3 protein-coding genes and 1 pseudogene are annotated in these 2868 nt (G+C 59.8%); all 4 read left to right on the top strand.

Annotation, left to right across the window (positions count from 1 at the left end):
* Positions 1-210, top strand: a pseudogene (locus tag ACIOMR_RS30830) (urocanate hydratase); the annotation flags it as partial.
* Between the two features lie 100 nt (positions 211-310).
* Entirely contained in the window at positions 311-1033 is a 723-nt protein-coding gene (locus ACIOMR_RS30825) for an ABC transporter permease (protein ID WP_003220032.1), read from the top strand.
* A 16-nt stretch (positions 1034-1049) separates the two neighbouring features.
* Complete coding sequence (locus ACIOMR_RS30820; RefSeq protein WP_102369535.1) at positions 1050-1787, top strand: ABC transporter permease; 738 nt, start codon at positions 1050-1052, stop codon at positions 1785-1787.
* 17 nt (positions 1788-1804) lie between these two features.
* Entirely contained in the window at positions 1805-2596 is a 792-nt protein-coding gene (locus tag ACIOMR_RS30815) for an ABC transporter ATP-binding protein (protein WP_003220035.1), read from the top strand.
* Positions 2597-2868 lie beyond the last annotated feature (272 nt).

The following is a 2868-nucleotide window of genomic DNA, read 5'->3' as shown; positions in this document are numbered from 1 at the left end:
TTGCACCACGGCGGCGGCGTCGGCATGGGCTTCTCCCAGCACTCGGGCATGGTGATTGTCTGCGACGGTACCGACGAAGCCGCCGAGCGTATCGCGCGCGTGCTGCACAACGACCCGGCGACCGGCGTGATGCGTCATGCGGATGCGGGCTACCAGATCGCGATTGATTGCGCCAAGGAGCAGGGTTTGAACCTGCCGATGGTCAAGTAAACCAGGCAGGCAGTTGCACCCTTTGCTTCATGGACGTCGGGCAGGTTGAGACGGATTTCAAGGTTCCGGTGCTTTATGTGTTTTCGGTAGGAGTGACTTGATGAGTCTCATGCAGATGCTCAGTTTTGGCGACACGGGTTGGGGGATGGCCTTGCTCAAGGCCGCCCTCATGACCGTGTTGTTGACCCTTGCGGCGCTGGTGGTCGGTGCGCTGGTCGGCAGCCTGGTGGCCATGGCCAAGCTTTCCAAAAAGCGTGCCTTGCGATACCTGGGGGATGCCTATTCCATCCTGTTCCGGGGGATTCCGGAGCTGTTGGTGATCTACCTGTTCTATTTCGGCGGTGCCAGTGTGGTGACGGCCGTCAATCACTGGTTTGGCGGTGAAGGCTATGTCGATGTCCCGCCGTTCATGGTGGGGGCCATCGCCGTTGGATTGATCTCGGCGTCGTATCAGGCTGAGGTCTATCGCGGTGCCTTTATCGCGGTGGCCAAGGGTGAGCTTGAGGCAGCACTGGCGATCGGCATGAACCGCGCAACGCGGATTCGCCGGGTGCTGATCCCGCAGATCTGGCGGTACGCGCTGCCGGGCCTGGGCAACGTCTGGCAAATGAGCCTGAAAGACTCCGCGCTGATTTCGGTGATTGGCCTGGTGGAACTGATGCGCGCCAGCCAGGTGGCGGCGGGTTCCACGCGCCAGTACTTCACGTTCTACATCGTCGGCGGCGTGTGCTACCTGATTCTGACCGGGCTTTCGGGCCGTCTTTTCAATATTGCCGAAGCGCGCGTACAGCGTACGCAGCGGCGCAATCCTGCACAGTCGTGAGAAGGGACCGTTTGCCATGATCGATTTCGCCTTTCTTGCCGACACCATGCTCAAGTTGCTGGGTGCCTTGCCCATCACCCTGGCCTTGTTTTTTTCGTCCCTGACCCTGGGGTTGCTGCTGTCGCTGGGCGTGGTGTCCATGCGCGTCAGCCGCTGGCCATTCCTCAGCTACCCGGCGCGTTTCTACATCATGCTGTTTCGCGGCACGCCGCTGATGATCCAGATGTTCCTGATCTATTACGGCCTGGGGCAGTTCCCGGCGATTCGCGACAGCTTCCTGTGGGTGGTGTTGAGGTCGCCTTATGGCTGCGCCGTGGTCTCCCTGGCGCTGTGCACCGCCGGTTACACCGCTGAAATCATTCGCGGTGGCCTGCTGAGCGTGCCTCAAGGGCAGATCGAAGCGGGGCAGGCGGTAGGCATGGGGCGTTGGACCCTGCTGTGGCGAGTGATCGGCCCGGTCACCTTGCGCCAGGCGCTTCCGGCCTATTCCACCGAGGCCATTTTGCTGGTCAAGTCCACCGCGCTGGCCAGCCTGGTCACCGTGTGGGACGTCACCGGCGTGGCGCAACAAATCATCCAGCGTACCTACCGCACCATGGAAGTGTTCATTTGTGCGGCGTTGATCTACCTGATCCTGAATTTCCTGGTGGTGCGTGTGGTGGCCTGGATTGAACATCGTCTGTCGCCCCATCTGCGTGAGCGGCCGAAAGACCTGCCGGTCAAGCAAACCCCCGAACCTATTTCTCATTCCTGATTGCAGCGGAGCTTGTCATGAGTACTCAGATTCAGAGCGCCCTTACGGTTAACAACATTCACAAGGCTTTCGGTTCGGCACAGGTTCTCAAGGGGATTTCGCTGGAGGCTCACAAAGGTGACGTGATTTCCATCCTCGGTGCCAGCGGTTCGGGCAAGAGCACTTTCCTGCGTTGTATCAACCTGCTGGAAACCCCGGACGAGGGCAGTATTGTGCTCGACGGCGAAACCATCGAGCTCAAGCGCCAGCGCAACGGTCGGTTGTTGCCTGGCAGCACGCGGCAGGTGGAGACCATGCGCAGCAAGCTGGGCATGGTGTTCCAGAGTTTTAACCTGTGGTCGCATATGACGGTTTTGCAAAATGTCATCGAGGGGCCGATGCGGGTGCTCAAGCGTTCGAAGGCCGAGTGTGTGGAGGAAGCTGAGCAACTGCTGCACAAGGTGGGGCTTTATGATCGCCGTGATTATTACCCGGCGCATTTGTCGGGTGGGCAGCAGCAGCGGGTGGCGATTGCCCGGGCGTTGGCGATGAACCCGCAAGTAATGTTGTTTGATGAGCCGACGTCGGCGCTGGACCCGGAGTTGGTGGGGGAGGTGTTGCGGGTGATGCGGTCGCTGGCCGAGGAAGGGCGGACCATGTTGGTGGTGACCCATGAGATGGGGTTTGCGCGGCATGTGTCCAATCGGGTGGTGTTTATGGCCAATGGGTTGATTGATGCCCAGGGCACCCCGGCGGAGTTGTTTGAGGGGTTGCCGACGGAGCGGTTTCGGCAGTTTGTATCGAGTCATACGCAGCGTAGTGCGGAGTAGTGGAGTGTTAAAAGCAAAGGCAAGATCCAGAGCGAAGGCAGAGCTGCTTTTCTGTAGGAGCTGGCTTGCCGGCGATGCAGACACCTCGGTGTATCAGGTACACCCAGTTGATGCCATCGCCGGCAAGCCAGCTCCTACAGTGGACCGTGCCCGCTTTAGCTTTTGATTTTGCACTTCAACACTCAAGCCGGCCGGTAGGCCGCTGTGCTGTTGATCTGCTTTTGATCTTGATCTTGGGCGCCCCGTTAAACCACGCTGGCCGAACGCAGGCT

The organism is Pseudomonas sp. NPDC087814 (assembly GCF_044742865.1).
Lineage (GTDB): Bacteria > Pseudomonadota > Gammaproteobacteria > Pseudomonadales > Pseudomonadaceae > Aquipseudomonas.
The sequence above is the reverse complement of the archived record's forward strand: the minus strand, read 5'-3'. Positions and strand labels throughout refer to the sequence as shown.

Coding starts and splice junctions, on each gene's coding strand:
- ACIOMR_RS30815 (WP_003220035.1), top strand. CDS start 1,805: ATGAGTACTCAGATTCAGAGCGCCCTTACGGTTAACAACATTCACAAG.
- ACIOMR_RS30825 (WP_003220032.1), top strand. CDS start 311: ATGAGTCTCATGCAGATGCTCAGTTTTGGCGACACGGGTTGGGGGATG.
- ACIOMR_RS30820 (WP_102369535.1), top strand. CDS start 1,050: ATGATCGATTTCGCCTTTCTTGCCGACACCATGCTCAAGTTGCTGGGT.